Annotated in this window: 17 protein-coding genes; 4 read left to right on the forward strand and 13 right to left on the reverse strand. The window is 40.9% G+C overall.

Annotated elements, in window-relative coordinates; all coding sequences use genetic code 11:
• Nucleotides 1-33: 33 nt before the first annotated feature.
• The 5 genes from dprA to fmt form a co-directional block, all read right to left on the reverse strand.
• Entirely contained in the window at nucleotides 34-1,284 is a 1,251-nt protein-coding gene (gene dprA, locus JMX96_RS05835; protein WP_201568551.1) for a DNA-processing protein DprA, read from the reverse strand.
• Nucleotides 1,285-1,359: 75 nt separating this feature from the next.
• Entirely contained in the window at nucleotides 1,360-2,457 is a 1,098-nt protein-coding gene (locus JMX96_RS05840; protein ID WP_413786738.1) for a LysM peptidoglycan-binding domain-containing protein, read from the reverse strand.
• A gap of 325 nt (nucleotides 2,458-2,782) precedes the next feature.
• Nucleotides 2,783-4,204, reverse strand: coding sequence for a threonine synthase (gene thrC, locus JMX96_RS05845; RefSeq protein ID WP_201568085.1), 1,422 nt, complete (start codon nucleotides 4,202-4,204; stop codon nucleotides 2,783-2,785).
• Between the two features lie 46 nt (nucleotides 4,205-4,250).
• Nucleotides 4,251-5,837 (reverse strand): transcription antitermination factor NusB, encoded by a 1,587-nt coding sequence (locus JMX96_RS05850; RefSeq protein WP_201568086.1) that lies wholly within the window; start codon nucleotides 5,835-5,837, stop codon nucleotides 4,251-4,253.
• A 65-nt stretch (nucleotides 5,838-5,902) separates the two neighbouring features.
• Nucleotides 5,903-6,973, reverse strand: a complete 1,071-nt coding sequence (gene fmt / locus JMX96_RS05855; protein WP_201568087.1) for a methionyl-tRNA formyltransferase — start codon at nucleotides 6,971-6,973, stop codon at nucleotides 5,903-5,905.
• Nucleotides 6,974-7,300: 327 nt separating this feature from the next.
• Here fmt and JMX96_RS05860 point away from each other — a divergent pair, with 327 nt between their 5' ends.
• Nucleotides 7,301-10,066: a hybrid sensor histidine kinase/response regulator gene (locus JMX96_RS05860; RefSeq protein ID WP_201568088.1), complete on the forward strand. Its 2,766-nt coding sequence runs from the start codon at nucleotides 7,301-7,303 to the stop codon at nucleotides 10,064-10,066.
• A gap of 105 nt (nucleotides 10,067-10,171) precedes the next feature.
• Here the strand turns inward: JMX96_RS05860 and JMX96_RS05865 are convergent, their stop codons facing one another.
• From JMX96_RS05865 to rpmH, 8 genes are all read right to left on the reverse strand, one after another.
• Complete coding sequence (locus JMX96_RS05865) at nucleotides 10,172-10,846, reverse strand: riboflavin synthase (RefSeq protein WP_201568089.1); 675 nt, start codon at nucleotides 10,844-10,846, stop codon at nucleotides 10,172-10,174.
• Nucleotides 10,847-11,277: 431 nt separating this feature from the next.
• The gene (ribD, locus tag JMX96_RS05870; RefSeq protein ID WP_201568090.1) at nucleotides 11,278-12,333 is read right to left on the reverse strand and encodes a bifunctional diaminohydroxyphosphoribosylaminopyrimidine deaminase/5-amino-6-(5-phosphoribosylamino)uracil reductase RibD; all 1,056 of its coding nucleotides are present in this window, start codon (nucleotides 12,331-12,333) and stop codon (nucleotides 11,278-11,280) included.
• 126 nt (nucleotides 12,334-12,459) lie between these two features.
• Complete coding sequence (nrdR, locus tag JMX96_RS05875) at nucleotides 12,460-12,918, reverse strand: transcriptional regulator NrdR (protein WP_057762240.1); 459 nt, start codon at nucleotides 12,916-12,918, stop codon at nucleotides 12,460-12,462.
• Between the two features lie 86 nt (nucleotides 12,919-13,004).
• Nucleotides 13,005-14,393, reverse strand: a complete 1,389-nt coding sequence (mnmE, locus tag JMX96_RS05880) for a tRNA uridine-5-carboxymethylaminomethyl(34) synthesis GTPase MnmE (RefSeq protein ID WP_201568552.1) — start codon at nucleotides 14,391-14,393, stop codon at nucleotides 13,005-13,007.
• 280 nt (nucleotides 14,394-14,673) lie between these two features.
• The gene (gene yidC / locus JMX96_RS05885) at nucleotides 14,674-16,356 is read right to left on the reverse strand and encodes a membrane protein insertase YidC (RefSeq protein ID WP_160021025.1); all 1,683 of its coding nucleotides are present in this window, start codon (nucleotides 16,354-16,356) and stop codon (nucleotides 14,674-14,676) included.
• 215 nt (nucleotides 16,357-16,571) lie between these two features.
• Nucleotides 16,572-16,952: a membrane protein insertion efficiency factor YidD gene (gene yidD, locus JMX96_RS05890; RefSeq protein ID WP_201568091.1), complete on the reverse strand. Its 381-nt coding sequence runs from the start codon at nucleotides 16,950-16,952 to the stop codon at nucleotides 16,572-16,574.
• A 1-nt stretch (nucleotide 16,953) separates the two neighbouring features.
• Entirely contained in the window at nucleotides 16,954-17,325 is a 372-nt protein-coding gene (gene rnpA, locus JMX96_RS05895) for a ribonuclease P protein component (RefSeq protein ID WP_201568092.1), read from the reverse strand.
• Nucleotides 17,326-17,504: 179 nt separating this feature from the next.
• Nucleotides 17,505-17,639 (reverse strand): 50S ribosomal protein L34, encoded by a 135-nt coding sequence (gene rpmH / locus JMX96_RS05900; RefSeq protein WP_007394757.1) that lies wholly within the window; start codon nucleotides 17,637-17,639, stop codon nucleotides 17,505-17,507.
• A gap of 590 nt (nucleotides 17,640-18,229) precedes the next feature.
• On the opposite strand from rpmH, the gene dnaA reads away from it, so the two are divergent.
• The 3 genes from dnaA (at nucleotide 18,230) to recF (ending at nucleotide 22,355) form a co-directional block, all read left to right on the forward strand.
• A complete protein-coding gene (gene dnaA / locus JMX96_RS05905) occupies nucleotides 18,230-19,669 on the forward strand; it encodes a chromosomal replication initiator protein DnaA (RefSeq protein ID WP_201568093.1) in 1,440 nt (479 codons plus the stop codon).
• A gap of 160 nt (nucleotides 19,670-19,829) precedes the next feature.
• Nucleotides 19,830-21,005 (forward strand): DNA polymerase III subunit beta, encoded by a 1,176-nt coding sequence (dnaN, locus tag JMX96_RS05910; RefSeq protein ID WP_101204766.1) that lies wholly within the window; start codon nucleotides 19,830-19,832, stop codon nucleotides 21,003-21,005.
• A gap of 138 nt (nucleotides 21,006-21,143) precedes the next feature.
• Nucleotides 21,144-22,355 carry a DNA replication/repair protein RecF gene (recF, locus tag JMX96_RS05915; protein ID WP_201568094.1) on the forward strand — a complete coding sequence of 404 codons (1,212 nt, stop codon included), beginning with the start codon at nucleotides 21,144-21,146 and terminating at the stop codon, nucleotides 22,353-22,355.
• Nucleotides 22,356-22,527 lie beyond the last annotated feature (172 nt).

The raw sequence follows: 22,527 nt of genomic DNA on the forward strand, positions 1-22,527 counted from the left end.
TGCCAGTGTCCAATAAGGAATATTTGCAATATTTTAAATGCGTAAATATCGTCCACCTTGTTCGCTGATAAGACCCATTAACTCAAGCTCCATTAGCTGACCAATCAACTGCGGCGGTGCAAGCTTGGTTGCACTAATAAGCGCATCTAAATCTTGCCCATGCCAGTCAAGCTGCTCATAAATTGCAGCTAAATTCTCAGGCACAATGACTGTGCTGCGCGCAGGCTTTATATCAGAGGATGGTTGCTGGCTAGTAGATTTGATTGATTTTTTCTCTATATCAAACGCATCGGAAGTCTGATTAATATTAGAGTGATTACTAATAGAATTGGTAGCGTTCGCTGTTCTATAAGCGCCTTTATCATAGTCAAGCTGACCGTTGACGTCTTCTAGTACTTGCTGAGGATGATAAACCAAGGTCGCACCTTCACGTATTAAATGATGGCAACCTTCTGCATTGCTATTGTCAATATGACTGGGAATGGCAAAGACCTGTTTACCTTGTTCAGACGTGAGACGTGCTGTGATAAGCGAGCCGCTTTTGATTGTCGCTTCCGTTACGATGGTCGCGAGACTCAGCCCAGCTACCAAACGATTGCGACGCGGAAAAGTATGTTTATGCGGCTGAGTGTGTGGTAGTAGCTCACTAATAATGCAGCCACCTTGCTCAACAATTTGAATAAATAACTGATCTCGATGATTGGGATAGTTCACATCGATCCCCGTACCCATTACACCAACCGTCCGTCCATGATAGTCAGGGTCTGCCTGTGCTAATGCACCTAAATGTGCGCGTTTATCTACACCCATAGCTAGACCGCTAGTAACGATATACCCTGCTTGCGCTAAATACTGCGCCATATCAAACGTGATTTTTTGCGCATGCGCGGTGGGTTTTCGGCTACCTACTATAGCGATTTGTGCTTGATGTAGGCGCGCGCTATTCCCACGATAAAACAATAAAGGCGGTGGGTCGTAGATTTGTGAAAGTTGGGCAGGATAATCGGCGTCATCAGCGAATAGCAAGCCATAGCGCCCATCTATCAATGCTAGCTGAATCTTATCGATATTGGCGAGTGTTTGCTCTGGCTGTTCATGACGTTTGAGATGGGTATGGTGAATACCGAGCTGCTTCCATGCCTCTACTTTGGCTTGCCAAGCAAGCTGCGGATAACCGAAAGAAGTGATCAGTTTGTGATAAGCAGATAACGACGCATTCACCTCGTACCACAGCGCTAAGATAGCGCGCTGATCGTCGGATAAAGAAGAGGTGACTGCCGTCATTGTCATCTGTCTCGTATAGGCAAGCTTAGATTAGTATTTATTTCAATATATTGCTTAATACAGCCTTATAGCTATTTATAAATAAGGAGGTGGTAATAACTGATCGCCAATATTAAGTGGTAGCTCAGAGTCTAGTACATAAGCATAACTGATGTGGTCAAAGGTATTAAAAACCATTACCATACCGCTAGGCTCGTTTGGTAGACGGACTGGTGTGTCATTGTCCTTAGTATCACGTACCAAAGGTCCTTTTTGATAAACCGTCAGCACATCACCAGGCTTAGCACCTTGTAAGCTACCCAAATTGATGGCGACCACACTCCCCTTCGCAGCCGAGCTGATAGAGTCCATCACACGTACGATCATACCGCCGCGACTAACACTTGCAGGCGTTGGATAGAAAACAGGAGGAATAGCGTTGTCTAACTCTACAAATACGCGATCCCCTTCACGCACTTCTTTGCCATAGCTATCGATAAGCTGCAAGCTAGTCACACCATTACTTTCTGTAGAAGTTACTAGTCCTGTCGCTACCTGCGTAACTTCTAAGCCGATCACTTCTTGCGTTTTGGGGTCTACATATAGCTCACCCTCACGGTAGACTCCGTAACGCTGACCCACGATAAGCGGTACGCCTTTAGCATAGACTTTATCACCGCTCGCAGTAATCAAGTTACGGTTTTTAGAAGCCAAAATATAAGGCGTGGTATTAAAGTCTTGAGGATTAACGATAAGTGTTTTATCAAGCCAATGCTGAATAGCAGATAATGGAATAGGAGGGATGCTATTGGCCGTCGAGGTAATCGCGATCGTACTTGTACTTACACTTCCAGTAAGCTGCTTTTCAACACCAGCACAGCCTTCACCAGTATCAACGCCAATTAGCGTTTTACCTTGAATCACACAAAGGATAAGCACGTCATTGGGGTAAATAAGGTTTGGATTTTTAATTTGTTTATTAGTGGCCCAAATTTCTTTCCAACGCCAAGGGCTATCTAGATAACGACCTGAGATATCCCATAATGTATCGCCTTTTTTCACGATATAACGATTGGGTGCATCTGCCTTGATAGTAGGTGGTGGATTGTTTGCGTGGGCTGTGGTCATCAACATGGCACTACTAAACGTCGTAATTAACAGTGCTTTTGCTATCTTTTTTAAGCTCATCTTCATCGTTATATCCACAATATGTACCACTGTGCTTGTCATAAAGAACCGTACTTAACTTATCACTGTAAAAACACTTTAAATTAATAAAAATTTAACTATATCAGTAACTTATTAATAAAATTCTTATGAAAATTATAGGGTAACTGTTCAGTGTAATTGGCTAGAATAATTCCTAAAAAAGCGCCTAGCACGATGATGACTTGCTGACGCCGTTTCTAATATTACAATTATATCTACCATAACACAATCATAAACACTTTATTACAATGGTGTAACCTTTACGCGGATACTTTTCTTTATCAATGATGAGTCTAAAGACCGTAGTTACTTAAGCAGGATTCGGTGCGACATGTTGGCGGATTTGTTCAGCAACCAGTTCAGCCTTGTTTTCCAGTACCACTACGTGCTGTGATAAATCTTCTAACCCTTCAGTATGTGCTGGACGAGCGATATCTATCTGACCAATAGCCTCAACAATAGTGTCCGCAAACTTAACGGGTAATGCTGTCTCTGCACAAACGATGATTTCGCCATCTAACTGTAGCTCTTTGGCGACTTTAATTCCGTCTGCGGTATGTGGATCAACCAATTCACCATGCTGCTCATAAAGCGCTTTGATAGTCTGCAAGCGGTCGCTATGAGTAGATTTACCAGCAGCAAAGCCATAGCGATTATTAACTGCTTCCATTAGCTCAGACAAATCGAAACCTTGACCAGATTTCACCCCTTCAAATAACTCATGAACGCGTACGCTGTCTTTTTCTAATAGCAAATAAACAAAACGCTCAAAGTTAGATGCTTTCGAAATATCCATCGACGGGCTTGAAGTGACATAGGTTTTTTCAGTCGGACGCGGCTGATAAGCGCCTTGATTAAAGAAGTCATTTAAAACGTCGTTTTCATTGGTTGCGACAATCAGACGGTCAATTGGCAATCCCATTTCGCGAGCAATGTGACCAGCACAGATATTACCGAAGTTACCTGATGGTACGCTAAAGCTGACTTTTTCATCGTTACTCGTCGTGACCGCAAAGTAAGCTTTAAAGTAGTAAACAATCTGCGCTAGGATACGACCCCAGTTGATAGAGTTTACCGTACCTAGGTTATAAGCCGCTTTAAATTCAGCATCTTGCTGTAGCGCTTTGACGATGTCTTGGCAATCATCAAACATACCATCAACAGCGATATTATGAATATTAGCATCGGTCAAACTATACATCTGCGCACGTTGGAATTCACTCATTTTGCCGTGTGGTGACAGCATAAAGACTTCGATGTTTTCTTTGCCGCGCAATGCATACTCTGCTGCACTACCTGTGTCACCACTGGTCGCACCAATGATCGTAATACGTGCGGCTTTTTTCTTAAGTACATACTCGAAGGCATTGCCCAAAAACTGCATGGCAACATCTTTAAATGCCAATGTCGGACCGTTTGATAATTCTAAAATATATAGGTTATCTTCGAGCTTGCGGACAGGAACAATCTCGTTAGAACCAAACACATCAGCAGTGTAAGTGCGCTCAATGATATCTTGCAAATCAGCCACAGGAATATCTGTCGCAAAACGCTGCATAATAGCTATGGCAAGCTGTGGATAGCTGAGCGTACGCCATTCATCAAGGGTTGCGCTATCGATATTTGGATAATGCTCAGGCAACATCAAACCACCATCTGGGGCAAGACCCATCAAAAGCACATCACTAAAATCCATTGGTGCTGTCTGACCACGGGTACTGATATATTTCATTAGATTGTCCTGTCTACAATAATGTTATTCAATAGTTAAAAATGGCTTATTCAGCAGTTTTTTGTAGCAATGCATAATAAAAACCATCGCCACTCGCACTATCAATCGGTAAGCATTGACGACCGATTGCTTGTTCGATACCCCAGTTGCAATCTTCAGTAAACTCGATCACTACTGCATCATTATGATGAGTGATAAAGTCCTGCATTTGCTCGACGTTTTCTTGCTTTAAGATGGAACATGTCACGTAAAGCAGATAACCGCCAGCTTTGAGTTGTGGCCATAAGTTATGCAAGATATCTGCTTGCAACAGTGCCGTTTGCTCGATGTCTTCTTCAGTACGCAAGATACTGATATCTGGATGACGGCGAATCACGCCAGTCGCAGTACAAGGAGAGTCCAATAATATCGCATCAAATACGGGTTCATTAGTAGCCGCTTTTTTATTTTTTCCATGCTGCCATCTGGTCGCATCTGCACAGACAATATTCAATGCGATGCTGTTATCCGCTTGCTGCAAATCATGCTGACTTAGATTTAAACGCTGTAAATTCTCGCGAATACGCTCGATACGCGGTGCTTCATTATCAATAGCTGTTACCTTGATATCAGTAATCGCAGGTGACGTTTCAGATGATATCTCATTATTGTCTTGTTTCACGTGAAACAACGATGATTCGTCGTTAGCGCTTATGAGCTCTAACCAATGAGCAAGCTTGCCACCAGGTGCCGCACAAGCATCTAGAATATGTATCTCATTATTCGTATTTTCCGTATCAGATTTTTCAGCGCTAAGCTTAGCCATCAATGCTTTGTTAATAATCGGTGCAGCGAGCTGGGCATGCATGTCTTGGACGCTAGCTGTTCCTAAAGCAAAATCAGGCAAAGCGTTAACGGCAGTGCTTTGATGCAGTCTAAGACCTTTGGTTGATAGCGTGGTAGCAGCGGCAGACTCTGACGAGTTCGCTACCTTAAAACCAGTCGTTAGCTCAACGATATCTGCATCAATCTCTGCCCCATCCAATGCATGCTGATAATCCTCTACCGAAGTAACCGCCGAGTTCACTCGTAAAAACATAGGTGCTAGTTGGCGCAAGCCTTGTGTCAGCTCATCATATTGCTCGCTCCAATCTTGCTTAAGCTGATAAGCGAGCCAGTTCGGCAAGCTATGCTTTTTATCGCACTTCTTACGGAATTTGCTTGGATTCTTGGCGACTTTACGCAAGATAGCATTCACCAAACCAGTCGAGTGAGCGAATTCAATCTCTTTGGCTGCTTCAACGGTTTCATGAATCGCAGCATGGTCAGCCACTTCTAAATATAGCAACTGTACTAAGCCGACTTGAATAGTGGTACGCACTTCAACCTCGTCGATAGGGTTGTCTGCTAAGCTATCGAGCAAACGTGCAAGGGCATGCCATTGGCGCAATGTCGTGAGCAGTAATGCATGAGCAAAGCCTTTGTCACCATCATGTAGACTATTCAGCAATGGATCAAGGACGCTTGAGAGCGACTGACCATTTTGAATAGCCAGTAAGGTACGAATCACACGCACGCGTACGCTGCCATTCATAATAAGATTGCTTGATGGTTTGAGCTTATTGTTTCTAGGCGCAGTACTGTTTTGTCTCATTAAATTTCATTTCCTTGACGTATGATCGATAGCGTCTTGTGCAAGTAGGTTAAAAATAAGTAACGTTATTTTGTTTCTGACGTAAATTGATCGCCGTCATTTAATTGGTTGCCATGGCAAATTTGTTCAGCTGTCATTGGCTTACCACCTGCAAACTGCAAGTGAGTAATGGCTAAAGTGGTGGCTGATGATTCAGCGTCACTCTCTTTACCACAAGCGACTAAGATCGCTTTTCGTCCGACACTGATAACAGTTCCAGCAGGTTTATTCGTTTGCTGCGATGTATTTACAGGTAAGCTAGCCAACACTTTGACGCGCTGCCCTGCTAGGAAAGTATAAGCACCTGGCCATGGTGTCAGCCCACGAATTTGGCGTTCAATAGCGGCAGCAGGCTGCGACCAATCAACTTCGCCTTCGGTTTTGACCAGTTTTTCAGCGTAGTTGGCTTGACTATCATTTTGAGCAATAGCTTGAGCTTGATAAGCAGTTAAATCTTTTAGCACCGTACTAATCGCTGTCGCACCAAGTGCAGCCATCTTATCATGTAGGCTAGCAGCGGTATCATCAGAGGCAATACTTTCGCTAACTTTATAAAGCATGTCACCTGTATCAAGACCTTTGTCCATTTGCATAATGGTAATGCCGGTCTCATCATCTCCGGCTAAAAGTGCACGATGGATAGGTGCAGCACCGCGCCATCGTGGCAACAGTGAAGCGTGAATATTCAAGCAACCATGAGTAGGCGTCTCTAATACACCGATAGGTAGAATCAATCCGTAAGCGGCGACAATCATCACATCTGGTTGATAGGTGCGCAGCGTTTGCCTAGCAGCTAACCCTTCTGCACTAGACTTTTTAAAAGTGACTGGCTGCTCTACAGCGATATCATTTGCCAATGCAACTTCTTTTACCGCGGAGGCTGACAGTTTTTGACCACGACCTGCTTTACGATCAGGCTGCGTGTAAACAGCGACTATCTCTATATTCAGCGCTTCTTGCTGCTTAATTAATGACTCAAAGCTAATAGCAGCAAATTCAGGCGTACCCGCAAATACTACCCTTAATCGGTTAGTAGTTGGGTTATCATGGTCAGTAAGCGAGTTGGATGTATCAAAGGTAGGAGCAGTTGTAGTCATAATCATGCATTATATAAGGTTTATTTGTTCATTATAGGTGAGTTTACGGCGCAGTGCCATGATTGTAATGACCTCACTTCATGATAACCAATGACATTATTTGCCTTTGTAATATCAAGGGCATCGAACGTTCTATTTATATCTTTTACAAAACAATTTGGTGTTAATAACCACTCTCTGTAAACAGTAAGCCGTTATTCTGCTATAAATAGAAGGTAACACTAAAAATTTTAGACAATTCAACTGTCGTATAATTCACCTACTATATGTAGAAACTTCGTTTTTATTTCACTATATTCTTTCGTGTCGAGATAGGGCCACGCTTTCATGCAACAGTTTCAGTCCTTACAGCGCTTATTGATTTTCTATACCTTGTCTCTCACGGTTATGTTACTGCTGTACTATGTCACACTGTTTGATGGGATGAAAAAACATAGTGAGCAACATAGCATAGATACTTTTTATTCCCTACAGCACAGTATTATTGAGCATGCAGCGCCTGTAGATAGTGAAATAAAAAGAATCTTAGAACAGCCTACTTTTGATCACCTTAGTTATCAGCTGATTTTGATGATGCCTTCTGGACAGACCTACATTCATCATAATACTCGTCCTAATGAATCTGCTTTTTCTACCGTTGCTTTCCCTACCATCGGTACATCAGCTTCTAGCAGCAGCGACCATAGCTCCTATACAGTCAATAGCAATGAACTAACAGGAATCATTAATCTAAAAAGCGGACATCAGATTTATATCGTATTACGCCACGAACCTTTTGTTATCGACTGGATATCTTACCGTTACTGGCTTCCTTTGATGGTCGCCATCGTACTATTTTTCATGGCATTACTCTATATGCTCAATCGCCGTACTAACTGGGAGCAATTACTGGTTTATACGGATAATTTGAGTAGCCGCGCAAAAGAATCTTATACGCCGCCGCCGTTTCTACAAAAGAAATCTACTACCGAGTTCATGCTGTTAGGTCATGCGCTAAGTCGCGTCAGCTACCAGATGCATAATGACTATCGGCGTATAAAAACATTGACTCATCGTTTAGAACGTTTGGTTAATCAAGCACCCTTACCGATGTTGATGAGTATACGACATGGTCAAATTAGCTTCTATAATCAGCGCTTTGAGCAAGTATTTACCCCTTCTACCCAGAGAGAGCAGGGCTATGAGCTGACTGATTTTGTTGAAGGGAAAGACGAGGCCACTCAAATACTCTTAAAAACCATCTCAAGTTTACGCGTTGCTCGCACACTCATGGTTTATGGCTTGGAGAATAAACAAGCCTACCAACTACACGTAACACCATGGTTCGGTGAACATGGGCAAGTTCACGGTTTTACTGTGATTTTTAATAATGTCGATGAGATTTTCCATCAATCTGAACAATTACAGCTGCACAACCAACAACTGCAATTACAAATTGATGAATCAAACGAAGCCCAAGCATTTATAGGTCGTAAGTTAAGGTTACCACTAGAGAAGATAATTGATTCGTTGGAACCCATCGACCCTTCAACATTGACGGCTCAAGGCAAAAAAACTCTAAATACATTGATTGCAACCAGTCAAAGCATGTTGACTGTGCTCAATGAGACGCTAACAACAGAGGAAGTTGAAGTCCGAAAAACACGTCTAAGTATCGAAACGGTTGATATTTATAAGGTAAGCAAAGAGGTTAGCAATTTAGTCACACAAGAAATAAGACAACAAGGGTTAGAATTGATCTATTTCTTTGCGCCGGACTGTCCTCGTTACATCGAAACCGATTACATTCGACTGCACCATATCCTATTAAACTTATTGAAAAACGCTATTAGTTTTACAACATCAGGCTATGTCGCGCTCACTGTTGATCGTGTATCTGAAGATAAAGTAACGCGAATAAGTAATCAGCATTTAACTCCTAACAATGACACGACAATGCCTGCGCAGACATCTTATTGGATTCGGTTTAGCGTAAAAGACACTGGAGTAACTATTACTCCTGAGAGACAAAATCAATTAGTCAATATCTTGAATCAAAACAGTGAGCAAACCAATCATAACTTAGTTGAAGACAGTAATATTGGATTGAGTAATGCCAATAGCTTTGCTCAGTTACTCGGCGGTTTCATCGAACTAAGTAATGCGGTGGATAAAGAAACGATATTTAGCCTCTACCTTCCTTATCCTCATGCCACTTATCAATCGGTATATCATCGTTGTTCGCAGCTGCCCCATATTCACCTTATCGCTATCATCAATCAGCCTCTAGTTGCTGAACATTTACAACGTTTGTGCGAGTACTTAACGATATCCGTGACTATCTACAGCACTTTAGATAGAGCGACTGTACAGCAGCTAAAAAATAAATTAAAACAAGATGAGCAAACCGTCATTCCTGTCTTGTTATTAGATTATGAATACAGCGAATCCATCACCTTATCAGCTCATGCGAGCAACAAGTATAGCGAGCAACAAGAAGCGTTAAACGACCTAGTCACTACGCCTTCACTACCGAAGATATTACTTAGCATGAAACTTGAAAGGCATATACCTTCTACTTTACTAGGCCAATATGATGGATTTTTGACCAAACCCTTAGACGCAAGTTTACTACTTTCTGAACTGCTACGCTTAACCTTGTTTGCAAGGAAAACACTAGACATATTGGTCAAACATCAATATGACAGCAGTCTATCTTTTGTAGAAGATACACCTAAGAAAGAAATCTTGTCTCCACTGATTTTGGTCGTAGAAGACAGTCCTACTAACCAAAAGATAGCCTGTAAGATGTTAAGTAAGCTTGGTTATCGTAGTATTGTCGCAGAAGATGGACAGCAAGCACTCGAGAAACTCAAAAGCCAACGTGAAGAAATTTCTTTGATTTTGATGGACTGCCGAATGCCCGTTATGGATGGCTTACAAGCCACACAAGTGATTCGCTCGCAAGGTGATAAAATACCAATTGTGGCGCTAACTGCGAATAATACAGAAGAAGATCGCGAGGCCTGTATGCAAGTTGGTATGGACGAGTTTTTATCCAAACCCATTAGTAAAAAAGACTTAGAATCCGTTTTGCAGAGTTTTATACAATAAATCTCTAGTGCAAATAAAAAATACCCTATCGATATCACTTAATCAAAATAATATCGATAGGGTCAAAAACTTGGTGCGAGGATGATATTTCGGTAAGCTTAGTTGTTATTTCATAAACCCATTATCGGCCAAAAATGCTTCTGTGATTTGGCTTTGCGGGCTTGACGCGTTCATACCGCCAGATTGAGATTTATTTAGTAGACGTTCTAGATAACGGGCAACGATATCTACTTCAATATTCACTTTGTTACCTACTAACCAATGCTTAGCAATATTCGTCACTTGAGCAGTATGCGGAATGATATTTAGAGAGACAATATTGTCACGTACTAAATTGGTCGTTAGGCTAATACCATCTACTGTGATAGAGCCTTTGGTCGCTGTATAGTGCGCTAGCTCTTGCGGTATCTCAATCTCTATATAGATAGAACGAGCATCTTGTTGTAATTTGCTAACGACCCCTACTCCATCTACATGACCAGCGACGATATGACCACCAAAACGAGTCGTTGGTAGCATGGCCTTTTCTAGATTGACGGTATGACCTGCTTTTAACCCTTCTAATGCTGTTCTAGCAATAGTTTCACGTGAGACATCAACAGAGTAGTAATTACTTCCGAGCTCCACCACAGTTAAACAAATACCATTTGATGCAATAGAATCGCCTAGCTTCACGTCACTGAAATCTAAGTCATCAGACTCTACCGTCAAACGTATGTCGCCACCTGTCGTCTGCATAGATTTAACTTTTCCAACGCTTTCTATAATTCCAGTAAACATATTATCCTCATCTCATTACTGTATTGCCTTCATAGGCGAATATTTTAGTTTATTAAATCAGCTATCAATTCTTTATCACAACTTGTTCAAATAACTGATAGTGAAACATCGTTAGACTTGACCTTTAATAGGATAGATTGTGGATAAGTAAGGATAAATCAATAGAGGTATAGCTAGAAGTCGCTATAAATACATAGTTATCCACAACAAACAAAAATTTCACATGAAACCTATTTATTTATAAATAGAATGCTAAGGTATTGATTTATATAAATATTTATTAAAATAATCGAGATATAAACATCTTTTGTGTTTCATGTGAAACAAAGTTATACACAGTTCCATGTGAAACACGTAAATCAATGACGTATTTACCCACGTTTTAAGCTTTTTTTTATAATTTGTGGAAAACCTACTTATACGAAGAATATTTATAAAGGTAATAAGGTTAGTTTGAGATCTGGGCCAAGCTGCTGATGACGTTCTATATCAAACCGTAACTGCTGAGCAAGGGATATAGGATTGAAATCAACCATGGGACGTGCCTGTTCACCAAGTAAGCAAGGTGCTTGATATACGATTAACTCATCTACCAACTGTTGACTCAAAAAGCTACCTGCAACGCTAGCACCTGCCTCCACCAACACATCATAGCAATGGTGCTCACTAACCAGTTTCGCCAACAACGTCGACAAATCGTCTTCATGCCAATAGATAGTATCTGGATGCCGGCACAGCTGATAATCAGACTGTAAGCTGTGCTTTAAACGCTGACGCCTATCAAGTATGAATATTTTGGGATTAGGTATTTTTTCAGGTGGCACTCCCAACTGTTCTGAGCGCACGTTGAGCTGTGGGTTATCAGTTATTACGGTTTCACTACCTGTAATAATCGCGCCACTTTGTGCTCGTAATTTTTGTACATCTTCGCGAGCAACTGTCGAGGTAATCCACTTTGATTCACCAGATGCCATCGCTGTACGGCCGTCTAGACTCGTCGCTATTTTCAATCGTACATAGGGCATCTGAGTGCGCATAGCTTTTAGAAAACCACGGTTTAGTACCTCTGCCTGTTCTGTCAGGACACCGACTGTTACCTCAATACCAGCTTGCTCTAATAGTTTCACACCGCGACCTGCTACCTGCGGATTAGGATCTAGACCTGCAATCACAACGCGTTTCACACTCGCGGCAATCAGCGCCAACGCACATGGTGGTGTACGTCCCATATGACTACATGGCTCTAATGTTACGTAAGCAGTTGCCCCTGCTGCCTGTGTACCAGCCTCTTTCAGCGCAAATACTTCTGCATGTGGCTCACCAGCTTTCGGATGAAATCCTTGACCCACAATCTGATCTGCTTGAACAATAACGCAGCCTACTGCAGGATTGGGTCTAGTAGTATACAAACCGCGCTTTGCTTGTTCGATAGCAAGCATCATAAAGTAGCGGTCTTGTGCATCTTGAGCATGGCTTTGAATAGACATAAGGCTAGGCTTAATAAATGATTGAGGGTTCTATATAAGAAAATAAGCGTTGAAAGCTGATTGGTAATTCTGATTAGTAATTAGGAAACACTTATCAACTAGGGACTACTTAAAAGCTTACTTCGCTTACTTTTCATTTGGACGAATATTGGCAATTTCTTGATGAAATGCATCGATATCTTGAAAGTCGCGATACACACTGGCAAAGCGTACATAGGCGACATCATCCAAAGTTTTGAGTTCACTCATGATGATTTCACCCAAGACCTTACTACTGATTTCTCGCTCACCCATCTGCCTAACACGCTTTTCAATACGACTAATCATCGCCTCTTGTTCATCGATAGTGATAGGACGCTTTTGTAAGGGTAGTAAAATAGAACGTCGCAGCTTTTCATTGTCATAAGGTTCAATCTTATTGCTTGATTTGATAATCCTTGGCATAACAACTTCTACCATCTCAAAAGTCGTAAAACGTTCTTGGCAGCTGTTACACGAACGGCGTCGACGCACTTGTGCCCCTTCCGCAGCAAGACGTGAGTCAATAACCTTGGTCTCTGACGCATTACAGTACGGACAGTGCATAGCATTTCCTTATTTTACGATTGAGAATAAGAGTAGTGTTTTCAAGATAGCTAATTTATTAAATAATAAAAAACACCATTTACCCGTTATTTACCAATACAAAAGCTGCCGAATATTTTACCCAATAAGTCATCAGCACTAAACTCACCTGTAATCTCACCCAAACTTTGCTGTGCTTGACGTAAACTATCAGCAACTAATTCACCCGCTTCAAACACGGTTAATTGTTCATGAGCTTCTGCCAAGAAATTAGCAGTTCGTCTAAGGGCATCTAAATGTCTGGTACGAGCGATTAAACTATTCTCTGGTGGATGAAAGCCTACTTTCTCACATAGTGCTTCAACCAAATTATCAATACCAACACCTGTTTCACATGAAACATTAACTTGCTGATAGCCTCTATTTTTAATTTCAGCTTGGGTCATAGCCGCACTTTCTTCTCTATCATTATTGCTCAATAAATCGCTCTTATTAGCAATGATTAGTAAGCGTTTAGCTTCTGGCAGTTCACCAAATAACTGTTCAGCAAGCTGCAACGGTGTGCTCTCTTCTTCAACATCGCGAGTCACATCATAGACCATTAGTAGCATATCAGCTTGTGTGATGGCAGTACGGGCACGCTCAATTCCGATACGCTCCACAGTATCTTCTGTCTCGCGTAGGCCTGCCGTATCGGTCAAATGTAGCGTCAGACCATTGAGTACGACTGTCTCTTGCAGCGTATCACGTGTAGTACCGGCGACATCAGTTACGATAGCACGCTCTTGCCCTGCAAGGCGGTTGAGCAAGCTAGATTTACCTGCGTTTGGCCTACCTGCTAGCACGACATGGATACCGTCGCGCAAAAGCTGACCTTGCTTTGCCGTTACTAAGACTTGTTGTATCTTATCTTGCGTTTGCTCAAGTTTACTTTGTATGACGCCATCAGACAAAAAGTCCACGTCTTCTTCGTCGGGGAAATCAATCGCTGCTTCAACATGTAAACGAAGATGAATGAGTTGTTCTAATAACTGGTTAATCTTCTGTGAAAACTCACCACTTAAAGAACGAATCGCACTACTGGCCGCGGCAGCACTGGTTGCATCAATCGCATCAGCGATCGCTTCTGCCTGAACCAAGTCCAACTTATCATTATCAAAGGCACGGTAAGAGAACTCTCCTGCACTCGCTTGCTTGGCACCTAGCTCAAAAACTCTTGCAAGCAACTGGTTTTGCAAAATAACACCACCATGCCCTTGTAGCTCAATAACGTCCTCACCTGTGAATGAATGCGGACCTTTGAAAAACAAGACCAATCCCTCATCAATGACAGTGCCATCAGCTTGATAGAAACGACAAAAGCTGGCCATCCGCGGCGTAAAAGTAGACTTACCTGTTAGAGCGCATGCCATGTCGTAAGCACGACTACCTGATAGACGTATGACACCCACACCTCCTCGCCCAAGCGGCGTTGCAATCGCAGCAATTGTGGCCAATCCAGATGTATTAGACTTTTCAGAAGAATTAGGTACGGCTAATGCTGTCTCTAAGGAATCCACAATGACTCTCAATGTTTAAAAGCTCCATTATAGACGTCTGGACTCATACTGACAAAGCAAACTTTGAAAGGTAGCCGCAACAGACATATTTTCGTTTCAATATTTATAAACTGTGGATAATGTTGATAAGCTGTGGATAACATTTACTACTTATCCACCATCTATAAAAAAACCACCGCTTGCGCGATGGTTTTTTATATTTCTGACAAAGAATTAATTAATCGACCACTTTTACCGTACGACGCTTTTGCTCTTCATCTACTTTCTTATTGACGATATATTGCTGAGTCATACTAAACAAGTTATTGACTGTCCAATATAAAACCAAACCTGCTGGGAAGAATAGCATGAACGCAGTAAAGATAATCGGCAAGAACTTCATGACTTTTGCTTGCATCGGATCTGCTGGCTGCGGGTTCAACTGCTGCTGTACAAACATCGACGCACCCATTAGCAACGGCAAGATAAACCATGGATCCATCGCTGATAGATCTTGAATCCACAAAATCCATGGTGCATGACGCAGCTCGACACTCTCTACCAATACCCAATATAAGGCTAAGAAAATCGGCATCTGCATCAAGATGGGTAGGCAACCTGCCATCGGATTGACTTTTTCTTCTTTGTATATCGCCATCATCTCTTGCGACATTTTCATACGATCATCGCCATGCTCTTCTTTAAGCACTTTGAGTCTTGGCGCAATGGCACGCATTTTAGCCATCGAGTAGTAGCTCTTATTAGAGAACCACATCAAGGCAATTTTTACTAAGATAGTCAGTAAAATAATTGACCAACCCCAGTTACCAACAACCTTATGCACACCTTCCAAGATAGCAAACAAGACCTTTGATATTGGCCACAGCAGACCATAATCAACTGTTTTATTAAGGCCTACCGCAACGTCTTTTAGCTCAGATTGAACTTTTGGACCTGCATATAGTGTTGCATTTAAAGTAACTTGTTTGTTTGGTGCTACGTTCACTGGTTGGCTATTGAAGCCGATAAAGTAATCACTACCTGTTTCACGAGTGAAGAATTTGCCAGTGAAGTTTTCAGGTGTCCAAGCAGAAACAAAGTAATGCTGTACGATACCAACCCAGCCTTTATCGCTAGTGGTCGTCAACTCGCCGTCACTAAAGTCACCAAATTTCAGTTTATTATAAGGATCATCCGGTGTACCCCAAGCGCCGCCTAGATAAGTCGCCATGCTTAGCGCGCCTTTATCAGACATACCAGGATCTTTACTATCATCACGCTTTAATTGCGCAAACATCTGACCTTGCCAAGCATTGGTAGACGCGTTTTGGATTTGATAGCTAATATCGATTGGATATTTATTTTCAGTGAAAGTGAAAGTCTTGGTAATCGTCACACCGTCTTTCTTATAAGTAAGCGGCACTGACAACGTTTGCTGTCCATCTTCCATCACATAATTGTTAGCAGTATGGTTATAAGTCGCTCTACCTTCTGCTGTATCAATACCGTTCTGACCAATAAGTCCAGATTGAGCCACATACACACGGTTACTGTTGTTTTCTAACAATACGAAAGGCTTATCGCTATCGAGCGTTGCGTCATACTGCTTGAGTGCAGCATAAACAATATCACCGCCTTCTGGATTGATTTTTATATCATAGCGATCAGTTGTTACCGTGATTAGACCAGCGTTTTTCGCAGGAGTCGCTGTCACAGCACTATTATCCACAGGTAATGTCTGTACCGGGATATCACCTGCTGCACCAGTAGTAGAAGGAATGTCAGCACCTACCGAACTTGTAGTTTCTGGCACCGCATCTACAGCTGGAGCATCGGCATAATCATCTCGCCATGCCAAAATCAGCAGATAAGCGGTAATTAGCATCGCAATGATGATCATCACCCGAAATATCTTTTGCATAAACCTTTCCTAGATTAAAAAATTAGGGAATGAAAAATTAGGGCATGTGTCATGACTGTACTACACAGCTGTCCTGTCACATTGCAACTGAATTAGTAGTCATTTACATAAAATGTGCATCATTTTACTAAAAATCTGTCTCAAATGATACCAAGAGTGTGGATAACTTGTGGGTAACTTAACAGAGTATCTATCTGAGACTAGAGAAAGCGACTTTATATTGATTTCATCAAATGATTAAGCTGTGAAACATAGCTAGTATTGTCTCGATAGACACCCAAACCCTGGGTGTCAGTATTTGGTACATTATTAAAAGATATATATTGATAGCTATAAGAAGCTAATGGTAAGGGTACAAAGTCTATGCCATGCCCGCCTAACGGGTGACACCTACTAAGACGTTTTAACAACAACCAACCACCCTTACGGGTGCCATGCCATGTCAAAGCTTGTTTGCCATAATTTGAGCATGTCGGATAATAGCGACAACGAGCAGGTATTACAGGACTAACTATTTTTTGATAAAAAACAATTGAATTAAAAAATAATTTATATAAAATTTTATTTATATTTTTTATTTTTAATAAAATATTCATTTTATTTTTTTTCTATTTTATTAAATATATTAATTATTTGATTTTTTATTTCTTTATTATCTATATCTTTAATAGGTTTTTTAACAATAAAAACAATATCTTTATTTTCCATCTTAAAAGCTTTGGTACGGAACTCTTCACGCACATATCTTTTGATTAGATTACGAGCGACAGCAGTAGGTACTTTACGCTTGGTAATAGCCATACCGACTCGCGGCTGTGCATGCTCGTTGGCGCGTACAAAAGCCATTAAATGACTCTGATGAATCTTGCGCTCAGGTGCGTCAAATACCTCACGAAAGGCTGCAGGAGTAAGCAGGCGTTGCTGTTTAGTGAAACTAGCTGCAGGTGTATCTGATAGAGTATTGGACATAGTACAACCTAGTAGAATAACGATAGGAGAAATAATAACAAATTATAGAGACAAAAAAAGCGCCGATGCGGGCGCTTTTAATATATGGCTAAGTGTCAGTTGTGATGATTGACTATCGCAATCTATAAACAATAGGAACACAACAAGCACTATTAGCCATGCTTATCGCAATCTACTGATTATACAGTAAGGCGATGACGTCCTTTAGCGCGGCGACGAGCTAAGACCTGACGGCCTTTTTTAGTTGCCATACGAGCACGGAAACCGTGAGTACGTTTACGCTTGATCACGCTTGGTTGGAATGTACGTTTCATAACTCACCTATCAAAATAATGGACTAAATTCGTAATAACGGAGGATTATACCATTCAGTATAGTTTTGGTCAATAAACTAATTTGCTTTGTCCCCAAATATGAAATACCTCATAAGAATATAGTAAAGATATTTCCTTAAAACCTATTTCTAGTTAACCAAATTTTATAGTTATATATTCTATAATTTGCAAAGTTATCCACAGTTTGGTTTAAACACTATAATAATAATTAATTAATATAAGTATAGTATTGTTATTATTGGGACCATGATTATCTGTGGTTAAGTCTATTTTCCTTTTTATTATCAATTTACTAGGCTATGGGTAAGCCTGTGGATAAACTGTGGGTTAAATATGGATAACTAGCTTGTGAAAGTTATGCACAAAACTGTCCACAGTCTTATCCACAAAAAACAAGGTTTTATCCACAGGGTATCTGTGTTAAATTAGGCGCTACTTGATATACACCTTCGTATAGGATATCAGTACGAACTCTTTGGTTAGTTGTTACGTGTAATATCGAGGCTTAGGTAGCAATTTATATTGCTAAAAAATAATTATTATTTCAGATTACAAGGTCAGTACTTTTCATGATAGACACAGCAAATATTTGGGATAAATGTCTAAACGATTTGCGTTATAACGTCAAAGACAACGTGTTTACTATGTGGCTGAGACCTCTGTCAGCTCATCAAGAAGCACAAACTTTGATTATTCTTGCTCCCAATGATTATTTTGTGACGTATATCAAGAAGAATCATCTTCAAGATATTCAGCAATTGGTGACCAAACACAGTCAAGGTAGTATTGAAGAGGTCGTCGTACGTGTTGATAATGCTGGCCGCAATGCAAAAGATAACAGTCAATCAGGTTCTTTGTTTGTAGAAGACGACGTCTCCCCTACCCCATCCGAACATAAATTTGAATCTATTCATCATAACAACGCAAAAGCAGATATCGACGCGAACATGCTTCATAATGAGCCAGTTGAGTCTGCTGATACAAAATCATTAAGCTATCTGAACCCCGAATTTACTTTTGAAACCTTTGTTACAGGTAAGTCCAATAACTTGGCTTACAAGGCTTGTTATGAGCTTGGTAAGCGCCAATCAAAAAATCGTCACAATCCTTTATTTATATACGGCCCTTCTGGATTGGGAAAAACGCATTTAATGCATTCTGTAGCTCATCGCTATTTAAAAAATAATCAAAGTTTTTATTATTTCACTTCTGAAAAATTTATAAATCAATTAGTTTATTCATTAAGAAATAATAAAATAGAAGATTTTAAAAAGAAAATAAAAAAAGTAGATTTATTAATTGTAGATGATATTCATGTATTGGCAGGAAAGACTAAAAGTAGTAATGAGTTTCTAACATTATTTGCAGATTTTACTAGTGGTGATAAACAACTTATTTTAGCCTCTGATCGACACCCCTCCCAAATGACGGAATTTGATGAACGATTTAGATCACGGTTTTCTTGGGGGTTGACAGTCGCTGTTGATCCTCCTGAAATTGATACTCGAGTACAAATTCTGCAGAAAAAAGCAGCCTCCTACGGGATGGTATTACCAAAGGAATGTGCGCTATTCATTGCACAAAATGTGGTGTCTAATGTCAGACGTTTAGAAGGTGCCCTAAATCAGGTGTTTGCCAATGCTAACTTAACAGGAGCACAGATTACTCTTGAGATGGTGCAATACGCACTAAAAGATATCGTTGCGATGCGTGTGCAGGCAGTGAATATGGATAACATCCGTAAGATAGTTGCTGAGTACTATGATGTCACGGTCAAAGATATTATAGGGCGTAAACGTACGCGTAGTATTGCAAGACCACGTCAAATAGCGATGGCTTTGTCGCGTGAATTAACAGGCGATAGCTTCCCTGAAATTGGTCAGTCGTTCGGTGGACGCGACCATACGACGGTGATGCACGCTTGCGATAAAGTAAATGAGTTAAGAGCAGCAGATCCTGCATTTGATAAGGACTATAAAACCCTAGCTCTAATGTTACAGGCAGGATAAAAGCGCCAGATATCATTGTGTTTTAGTAACGACAGATGGTTTATAATATCGAAAATATAAGTGCACAGATGCTCTGTAGATTATCGTCAGCAGACAAGGTATTATTGAGTCATTACGACAAATTTTTATAAAAGAATCATTCAAATAAGAGTAACTAAGCATGCAATTATCGATCAATCGAGAATCGTTACTAAAAGCTATCAACTTGATCGCCAAAGCCGCTGATAAACGCCACAATATGGTTATATTGGGTAATATCAAGCTACAGCTATCAGATTCTGAGCTTATCTTAACAGCGTCAGATTTAGAGGTAGAGCTGACATCGACATTGAAATTGCCTGCTGGTGCTTGTGTAGAAGCAGGTACAACGACGCTTCCTGCAACCAAGCTAAAAGATATTTGTAAATCGCTACCTGCACAGGCGCAAGTTAATCTAGCAACTCAAGCAAATGAGCGTTGTTTGTTAACTAGTGGTAAGAGTCGTTTTACATTAGGAACATTACCAAGCGAAGACTATCCGAGTTTGGGTAACCCTGAAAATATCACCCCTCTGACTATTAGCCGTAATCGTCTGACAGATTTGATTCACAAAACACAGTTTGCAATGGCGATTCAAGATGTACGCTACTACTTAACAGGTATGTTATTTGACGTTTCACAACAGCAACTGACAACGGTAGCAACAGATGGCCATAGATTGGCATTAGCCCGTAGTGTGATCAATGTAAGCGCAGATCTCAATATGCAGGCTATCTTGCCACGTAAGGCAGTGATTGAGCTTGAGCGTTTAGCTTCTGAGCTTGGTAAAATGTTGGGTGATCAGGATAACGTAGTTACTCTGAGCTTCGGTCGAGAGTTTTTACAAGTAAGCTTACCGTTTGGTGATGTAGATAGTGCAGGGCAGGTCAGCCAAGATCTAATGGTAACATTTACCGCACGTTTGATTGATGGCAAGTTCCCTGATTATCGCCGTGTGATGCCAAGCAATACTGATAAATTGGCTTTATTCAGTCAGGAAAAAATGACAGACGTACTACGTCGTGTTGCCATCTTGAGTAATGAAAAATCTCGTGGTGTGGTCTTCAATTTTGCTAGCGATGGTATGGTCGAAGTACGTGCTAATAATGCTGAGCAGGATGAAGCAGTAGAGATGATACAAGCTAAGTATCAAGGTGAGCCGATGGAGCTGTCGTTTAACGCTGCTTATCTGCAAGATGTATTAGGTGTCATCCAAGGCGATTTACAAATGCATATGAGCCAATCGAATGCCTCTGTATTGGTCAATCAACTAAATGATGAGTTCCATCAGTATGTCATTATGCCAATGCGTATATAGTGAGTTTTTCTTTGGAAATAAATAAAATCGAATAGAGATAGTACGTTTCAAAGAGCTTTGTTTTTAATACTAAATATTGATTTTTAATAAACTTTTGCCTGCTAAACTAGCAGGCTTTAATGGGCGGCTATCGATACCATGATTGAACGTCTACAAATATCCCATCTTAGAAACCTTTCTCAAATTAGTTTAGAGCCTGCTGCTTGCAACGTTATTATCGGTGCAAATGGTAGTGGTAAAACCTCGTTGCTCGAAGCTATATTCTTGTTATCAAGAGGTAAAAGCTTTCGCCATCACCAGCCTAAACGTTATATCCAGCATCATCAGAATAATACGACTGTTCATGCTAGGATCAATGATAGTCGTACTTTAGCTATTCAAAAGCAAGCCGATGCTACGACTATACTACGCCTCAATCAAACCACTGTTTACAATCAAAGTATCTTGACAGAGCAGCTACCTACGTTACTGATAGATCCATCGACAATGGATATGTTGGAGCAGGGAAGTGCGAGCCGTCGACAGCTGCTAGATTGGTTAGTGTTTCACATGAAACAAGGGTTTCATCCACAATGGATGGCTTATCAACGCCTCCTAAAACAGCGCAATAGTTTGCTAAAAAGTGCTCGTCATTTAACCCAAGTACAGCTTGCTGAGCTGAAATCATGGGATAAAGGACTGAGTAACCATGCTGCCTTGATTCATCATTATCGCGAACAAGTATTTACTGAATGGCAGCCTTATTTTGCCAAAAGTATCGTACAGCTATTGCCTTCTTACGCTGAGCAACTGAGCCTGAGCTATAACGCTGGTTATGACACCAGTGTCGCGCTAGATGTGCAGCTTAATGAGCGGTTAGAGCAGGATTTGCAATTGGGATATACCCGTATAGGCAATCATCGCGCTGATATTCATGTGTATTGGCGTTCTGATGAGTCTGTGAACGATCAAACGACAGATGCCAGAACAGCAGCTTCAGCACATAGTGTTCAAACCAAATTACCGATTTTAAAAGAGCAGGCAGCAAATGTATTGTCTCGCGGTGAAAAGAAACTGCTCATTACTGCACTGCGCCTATCGCAACTACCACTGTTGCTAAACGATAAAGAGCGCAGTGACTCACTCAATGATGATTTATCATCGAGAGCGACACCTGTTGTGCTCCTAGATGATATCACTGCAGAATTGGATGATAGAGCTATAGAAATACTGCTATCGACCCTAGCTCAACTCCCTTGCCAAGTATTTATGACCAGTCTGACAGATGATATTTTACCTTTAGTTAATGAACTCTGGTTACAACCAAATGTGTTTCACGTGAAACAAGGAAAAATCTTAGTTATTAACTAATATTTCATTTTTCTGCTTATACTTTTGATGATTACCCATCTACTTTTACCTCTCATTACTCAGACACTAGCCACTACTATCTGTCCTGACAGTTACTGTGTTAAGACGACCTTTCACAGACCGTAAAACTCTCAGTAAACAGTGACTTAGAAGCAAAAAAATGTTAAAATAA

The organism is Psychrobacter sp. JCM 18900 (assembly GCF_904846625.1).
In the GTDB taxonomy this organism is placed as follows: Bacteria; Pseudomonadota; Gammaproteobacteria; order Pseudomonadales; family Moraxellaceae; genus Psychrobacter.

Excerpts from the sequence above, each read along its gene's own strand:
- dprA (WP_201568551.1), bottom strand. The coding sequence starts at position 1,284 with ATGACGGCAGTCACCTCTTCTTTATCCGACGATCAGCGCGCTATCTTA.
- nrdR (WP_057762240.1), bottom strand. The coding sequence starts at position 12,918 with ATGCACTGTCCGTACTGTAATGCGTCAGAGACCAAGGTTATTGACTCA.
- thrC (WP_201568085.1), bottom strand. The coding sequence starts at position 4,204 with ATGAAATATATCAGTACCCGTGGTCAGACAGCACCAATGGATTTTAGT.
- rpmH (WP_007394757.1), bottom strand. The coding sequence starts at position 17,639 with ATGAAACGTACATTCCAACCAAGCGTGATCAAGCGTAAACGTACTCAC.
- JMX96_RS05850 (WP_201568086.1), bottom strand. The coding sequence starts at position 5,837 with ATGAGACAAAACAGTACTGCGCCTAGAAACAATAAGCTCAAACCATCA.
- ribD (WP_201568090.1), bottom strand. The coding sequence starts at position 12,333 with ATGTCTATTCAAAGCCATGCTCAAGATGCACAAGACCGCTACTTTATG.
- JMX96_RS05840 (WP_413786738.1), bottom strand. The coding sequence starts at position 2,457 with ATGAAGATGAGCTTAAAAAAGATAGCAAAAGCACTGTTAATTACGACG.
- JMX96_RS05865 (WP_201568089.1), bottom strand. The coding sequence starts at position 10,846 with ATGTTTACTGGAATTATAGAAAGCGTTGGAAAAGTTAAATCTATGCAG.
- rnpA (WP_201568092.1), bottom strand. The coding sequence starts at position 17,325 with ATGTCCAATACTCTATCAGATACACCTGCAGCTAGTTTCACTAAACAG.
- yidD (WP_201568091.1), bottom strand. The coding sequence starts at position 16,952 with ATGAATATTTTATTAAAAATAAAAAATATAAATAAAATTTTATATAAA.
- yidC (WP_160021025.1), bottom strand. The coding sequence starts at position 16,356 with ATGCAAAAGATATTTCGGGTGATGATCATCATTGCGATGCTAATTACC.
- JMX96_RS05860 (WP_201568088.1), top strand. The coding sequence starts at position 7,301 with ATGCAACAGTTTCAGTCCTTACAGCGCTTATTGATTTTCTATACCTTG.
- recF (WP_201568094.1), top strand. The coding sequence starts at position 21,144 with ATGATTGAACGTCTACAAATATCCCATCTTAGAAACCTTTCTCAAATT.
- dnaN (WP_101204766.1), top strand. The coding sequence starts at position 19,830 with ATGCAATTATCGATCAATCGAGAATCGTTACTAAAAGCTATCAACTTG.
- dnaA (WP_201568093.1), top strand. The coding sequence starts at position 18,230 with ATGATAGACACAGCAAATATTTGGGATAAATGTCTAAACGATTTGCGT.
- fmt (WP_201568087.1), bottom strand. The coding sequence starts at position 6,973 with ATGACTACAACTGCTCCTACCTTTGATACATCCAACTCGCTTACTGAC.